Annotated in this window: 6 protein-coding genes; 3 read left to right on the forward strand and 3 right to left on the reverse strand. The window is 39.4% G+C overall.

Annotation, left to right across the window (positions count from 1 at the left end; translation table 11 throughout):
- Positions 1–82: 82 nt before the first annotated feature.
- The 3 genes from dcd to apbC all read right to left on the reverse strand — a co-directional run bounded on the left by dcd (position 83) and on the right by apbC (position 3,332).
- The gene (gene dcd, locus FTU58_RS11170) at positions 83–652 is read right to left on the reverse strand and encodes a dCTP deaminase (protein WP_004975507.1); all 570 of its coding nucleotides are present in this window, start codon (positions 650–652) and stop codon (positions 83–85) included.
- Positions 653–1,112: 460 nt separating this feature from the next.
- Positions 1,113–1,706, reverse strand: coding sequence for a LysE family translocator (locus FTU58_RS11175; RefSeq protein ID WP_070152620.1), 594 nt, complete (start codon positions 1,704–1,706; stop codon positions 1,113–1,115).
- A 372-nt stretch (positions 1,707–2,078) separates the two neighbouring features.
- Complete coding sequence (gene apbC / locus FTU58_RS11180; RefSeq protein WP_178867167.1) at positions 2,079–3,332, reverse strand: iron-sulfur cluster carrier protein ApbC; 1,254 nt, start codon at positions 3,330–3,332, stop codon at positions 2,079–2,081.
- A gap of 278 nt (positions 3,333–3,610) precedes the next feature.
- Here apbC and metG point away from each other — a divergent pair, with 278 nt between their 5' ends.
- The 3 genes from metG to FTU58_RS11195 all read left to right on the forward strand — a co-directional run.
- Positions 3,611–5,668, forward strand: a complete 2,058-nt coding sequence (gene metG, locus FTU58_RS11185; protein WP_180062437.1) for a methionine--tRNA ligase — start codon at positions 3,611–3,613, stop codon at positions 5,666–5,668.
- Positions 5,669–5,847: 179 nt separating this feature from the next.
- Positions 5,848–6,033, forward strand: a complete 186-nt coding sequence (locus tag FTU58_RS11190) for a hypothetical protein (protein ID WP_180062438.1) — start codon at positions 5,848–5,850, stop codon at positions 6,031–6,033.
- A 56-nt stretch (positions 6,034–6,089) separates the two neighbouring features.
- Positions 6,090–6,217, forward strand: a 128-nt coding sequence (locus FTU58_RS11195) for a transposase (protein ID WP_180062440.1), incomplete at its 3' end; no start/stop codon positions are given.

Raw genomic sequence — 6,217 nt, forward strand, 5'->3', positions numbered from 1 at the left:
TGGCTAAACAGCACAGCTTTCCGATGAATGAAAAAAGCGAACCTTTCGGCTCGCTTTCTTTTAATCTGAATTAGTCTATCAGTTATGCTTTAGGTAAAGTCACACCTGTTTGCCCCTGATACTTACCACCACGGTCTTTGTACGAGGTTTCACAAACTTCATCTGATTCAAAAAATAGCATTTGCGCCACGCCTTCGCCAGCGTAAATACGTGCAGGCAAATTAGTCGTATTAGAGAATTCTAAGGTGACATGCCCTTCCCACTCAGGTTCTAACGGAGTGACATTGACAATAATACCGCAACGCGCATAGGTCGACTTACCCAAACACACCGTCAAGACATTACGCGGAATACGGAAATATTCAACAGTACGCGCCAAGGCAAACGAGTTTGGCGGAATGATGCACACATCTGATTCAATATCGATAAAACTTTTTTCATCAAAGTTTTTTGGATCGACAATTGCGGAGTGAACATTGGTAAAGACTTTAAATTCACGTGCACAACGTACATCATAACCATAACTAGAAACACCATAAGAAATGAGTTTCTCGCCATTTTCGTCAAAGCGAACTTGGTTTTCTGCATACGGTTCAATCATGCCGTGTTTTTCGCTCATTTCGCGAATCCAACGATCAGACTTAATTGCCATTTATTTTCTATCCAAAATATGAATGTTTAACTGTGCTGTACTTTAACTGAAATCTAAGTTAATGAAAACCAGCCGTTTCCCTCACATCGCTTTTTTAAGTGCAATGATTAGGGGCTGTTGACAATTCGTCTATGTTTGCGACATGAGAGATATATCTCGCAAGGTTTTTTAGCTGATATAAGGCATGGGACAGGAAATTTAGTCATTCTAAATGACTGGCACATAACGCAATAGCAGCAAAAAATATGCTTGTCCCCTTGCGCAGCAAACAAAGCAATGCTTTGTTCTCGCTCATGTGGCTAAAACTTTCTCAGATTGCGTTATGAAACTTGGCAATAGACCCACTATTCCCTGCGTTTCATGCCTGATCTGCTCAGTTTTAGCCTACAGCGCAAGCCATTTATGAAATGTCAACAGACCCTATTTCCAGTAGATACAACTTTTAGATACAACGTTGGCTTTATAGACTCAACAAAGCCGAATAACTTAAAGGAATTGAAAAGCTCAGCAACACAATAGAAGCTGTTTTTTGTAGATTGCACTGATTGAGCCAGCTAATTTTATTTTTAGCGAGCACCGAACCAATAAATGTCCAGAAAAAAGCAATCGGCACGATTAAACATAAAAATGCCAACATGTGTGCCACATAATAGTCTGCTTTTACCCATGCAATCGTTGGGAAAATTGCAGAGGCGAACAACAATGCTTTAGGATTCAGTAAAGTCGCTAAAAATAGCTCACTCGCACGGATCGTAGGTTGATTAAAGCTTTGCTCGACTTTAGCCGTGCGCCATAATTTAATCGCCAAGAAAATAATATAGCTTGCACTGAATAATTTTAGAATGGTGGGCAACAACGGGAGATGAGTAGACACCGTACCAATTAAGGCGCCCCAAAGTGTAATAGAAATCAAATAACCCAATGCTTCTGCTGGAATTAATCGGAAAGATTTGCGGATACCAACCTGAATACCTGATGATGCAAGCAAGGTATTGGTTGGCCCTGGTGTCAATAAAATTGTGATCACCAAACCGATAAAAAACCATGAAATCATGCATTGACCTCACTACTGAATGAGCGCAGATTAAAATAGTTCATTGCAATTGGCAAAAAGTATTTTGTAAGACAAATTCTTGATCAGTTTAACATTTTAAATTTATTATTTTATTCAATCACTTATATAAAAAATATTTTTTAATTAAATGGTAACTTATAAGTCATTTTATCTTAACATTTTTAAGGTATTTAGAGATTAAACACCATTAAATCAGATGCTTGTGTATTTTTTAATCAAAAAAAATAGCTCACCGAAGTGAGCCAAATTTTCAAAATATTGTGACTTAGCTTTTAAAGATGAATCAGTCAAAATTTAAAGAATGATAACTTAATGACTGCAACTGCAATCATTCCAAGCTGAGATCCCTCACTAGAAAATACGATTCTGATCTTTTTCAGCTTTAGGCAGTTTTTTTGCAATTTGCTGAGCAATCGCAATGTAACTATCGGCAGCATCATCGCCTGCAATCACTGACGGCGTACCTGCATCGACATTTTCACGAATACTGACATTCAATGGTAAACGCCCAAGTAACGGAATGTCATATTGTTCTGCCAGTTTATCGCCACCACCTTGACCAAAAATTTGTTCTTCGTAGCCGCAGTTTGAGCAGATATGCGTCGACATATTCTCAATTACGCCCATCACAGGAATTTGCACACGATTAAACAGCTCGATGCCTTTCACAGCATCCATTAAGGCAACATTTTGTGGTGTAGTCACAATCACCGCTCCCGTTACAGGAATACGCTGTGCAAGGGTCAGTTGAATATCCCCCGTTCCTGGTGGCATATCAATCATCAACACATCTAAATCTGGCCATAAGGTTTGATTAAAGAGCTGCATTAATGCACCTGTGGCTTTTGGTCCACGCCACGCTACAGGTGTATTGTGGTCACCTGTTAAATGTCCGATGGATAACACAGGCATCCCAAAAGCATCCAACGGCACAAACTGCTCGGCTTCAATCATTGGGGTTCTGCCTGCATTGCCGAGCATGGTCGGAATACTTGGACCATAAATATCGGCATCCAATACGCCAACTTTTAAGCCGAGCTTTTGCAAAGCTAAAGCCAAATTTACTGTAGTGGTAGATTTTCCAACCCCGCCTTTGCCTGAAGATACCAAAATTACGTTTTGAATACGCGGATGTTTCGGCACATCACGTTGGTGTGGCGCAGCTTTTTGAATCGGTGGATTATTCGGATCGGCTTCTTGCATTGAACTTTGGCCCGCAGCATCGACCACCGGTGGTAAATGAGATGTTGCAGTCTGTGTGGTCGATGTTGCGCAGCTTTCATCTTCAGCATGTTGATGCCCACAACTTTCTTTTTTCTGTCCAGATTTCTGCTGAATCACATGCATATTCAGTTCTTTAATGCCGCATTTTTCTAAAGCATCTGCCAGTTCATCATGAATTTGTTGTAAATGTTGTTTTTCTTCAGGATAAGTATTGATGGTGATTTGCAGAATATCACCTTGCACATTCACTTGAGAAATACGATCTTTTAAAGCATGTTCAGATTCAGGCAATATATAACTTTGTAGCACGTGCTGAATAGCTTCCTCATTCACCGTATGCGAAGGTGAAAAAACTGATTTAAGTGAAGAAAGCCAAGACATAGATTTACTCCAAAGTTTGGAAATACCGCGATTTTGATAGTGTAACGATAATTCAGTATAAGGTTAAGTCGTGCTATCACTGAAATACTTAATTCTGAGTATATTGCTTGGTTTTTGACATGATTTATCTTCAAATGCAGACCAAGAGCTTGTTTCGATATTGTATTTAGCCTTCTAAGCGGATTTGAAAAGAATTCCTGGAATCCCTTGTGCATCTATGTGCTATCTAAGGTAAAATTGCCCGAATTGCATCGTCCCTATTTGAGAGAGTTATATCCGTGCGTCAAATTTTAGTCACTAACGCCCTACCATACGCCAATGGTCCGATCCATATGGGTCACTTACTCGGTTATATCCAGGCAGATATCTGGGTTCGCGCCATGCGTGCAATGGGACATGACGTGACTTATGTCTGTGCGGATGATGCGCATGGTACAGCAATCATGCTGCGTGCCGAAGCCAACGGGATTAGCCCTGAACAGCAAATTGCCAATGTGCAACAAGAACACATTCGCGATTTTGACGGTTTTGGTGTGCATTTTGATCATTATGATTCAACGCATAGCGACACCAACCGCGCACGTGCCAGCGAAATTTATGTCAAAAACCGTGATGCAGGCAATATTGCTGTTCGTCCCGTCACGCAATTATTTGACCCTGAAAAAGGCATGTTCTTATCAGATCGTTTTATTAAAGGCACTTGCCCAAAATGTAAAGCGGAAGATCAATACGGCGATTCTTGCGAAGTTTGCGGCACAACCTATAATGCGACTGAGCTGATTAATCCAAAATCGACTTTGAGCGGTGCAACGCCAGTAGAAAAATCATCAGATCATTACTTCTTTAAATTGCCTAATTTTGGCGAATATTTGCAAAAATGGACACGCGATGAAGGTCGTTTGCCAGTTTCGATCGCCAACAAATTAGATGAATGGTTTGAAAATGGCTTGAATGACTGGGATATTTCACGTGATGCACCATATTTTGGTTTTGAAATTCCAGACGCACCAAATAAATATTTTTATGTATGGGTTGATGCACCAATTGGTTATATGTCGAGTTTTGAAAACTACGTAAAAACCAAACGCCCTGACCTAAATTTTGACGATTACTGGAAAAAAGATTCAGACAAAGAAGTCTATCACTTCATTGGTAAAGACATCGTATATTTCCACGCTTTATTCTGGCCTGCAATGTTAGATGGTGCGGGTTATCGCACGCCTACAGGTTTATTTGTAAATGGTTTCTTGACTGTAAATGGTCAAAAAATGTCGAAATCTCGCGGCACATTTATTAAAGCAGAAACGTATTTACAGCATTTAAATCCTGAATATTTACGCTATTACTTTGCATCAAAACTGTCTGATAAAGTTGAAGACTCTGACTTAAATCTGGATGATTTTGTGCAGAAAGTAAACTCTGATCTTGTAGGTAAAGTGGTGAATATTGCCAGTCGTTGTGCCAAATTCATCAACACTAAATTTGATAACAAATTAAGTGCAAACTGCGCTGAACCTGAGTTAGTACAAAGCTTTATTGCTGCAGGTGACTCGATTGCCAAAGCATACGAAGAGCGTGAATTCTCTGCGGCAATTCGTGAAATTATGGCGCTTGCTGACCGCGCCAACCAATATATTGATGAGAAAAAGCCTTGGGCTTTAGCCAAAATTGAAGGCGAAGAACAGCAAGTTCATGACGTATGTTCTGTAGGGATTAACCTATTCCGTCAATTGGCGATTTATCTTGCGCCTGTACTGCCAACCTTGGCTGAACAAGTTCAAGCCTTCTTACAGTTAGATAGCTTTAACTTTGAATCACGTAAAACTGTTTTAGTCGGTCATGAAATTGCGTTGTTCCAACCACTCATGCAACGTGTTGATCCGAAAGCGGTAGCTGCAATGGTAGATGCATCTAAAGATTCTTTAGCCGCACCTGCTGAAGCACCAAAAACGGAAAAGAAAAAAGAAAAAGCCAAAGAGAAAAAAGCAGAACCAAAAGTCGGTGAAGCGGAAATTATCACGATTGATGACTTTGTCAAAATTGATTTACGTATTGCAGAAGTTTTAGAGGCTGCAACCGTTGAAGGTTCAGACAAACTGCTTCAATTAACTTTAAATGTAGGTGAAGCTGAGCCACGTAATGTGTTTAGTGGTATTCGTGAATTTTATCAACCAGAAGATTTAAAAGGCAAATTGGTGGTGATGGTGGCTAACCTTGCACCTCGTAAAATGCGTTTTGGTATTTCTAACGGTATGGTACTTGCTGCGGGTAATGGCGAAGGTGTTTGGGTGATTTCACCTGAATCTGGCGCAAAACCGGGTGATAAAGTGTCTTAATTTTTAGACACTGATAAAAAGCCCTGCTATATTTTAGTGGGGTTTTTTTATAGTTATAAATAATGAATAGATGGATAAAGTTTTTTTGCTTAGTTCTACCAATAGTCTTGATAATTATTAGTTTGCTAGCTACCTATTTTATTTTTACCAACAAAGCTTTTCAAATTGGAGTAACCTCCTTGATTGATCCAAATTTAGGAGCTTCTTTAGGTAATTTGTATGGAGGAGTTATAGGTACTCTCTTAAGTGCATCAAGCATATTCCTCTTGATTTATACAATTATTAATCAAAAAGATGAAGCACAGAAAAATAATTTAAAGTCTAATTTTTTTAAAATGATTGATTATCACGGTAATCCTCCCTAAAAATAATTGAGTTTAAAAGTAGAAAATCGAATAACCTTGATTTAAGGAGATTTTCTCTGAAAACATCTAAGTATTCAGACAGCTTGATCATGAGTATCTTGAAGCAAGCTGAAGCAGGAACACCCATACCGAACTTGTGCCGCGAACATGGTATGAGCTCTGCTACATTCTACAAGTGGAAGTC

The sequence above is a fragment of the Acinetobacter sp. YH12120 genome (assembly GCF_013418795.1).
GTDB lineage: Bacteria > Pseudomonadota > Gammaproteobacteria > Pseudomonadales > Moraxellaceae > Acinetobacter > Acinetobacter towneri.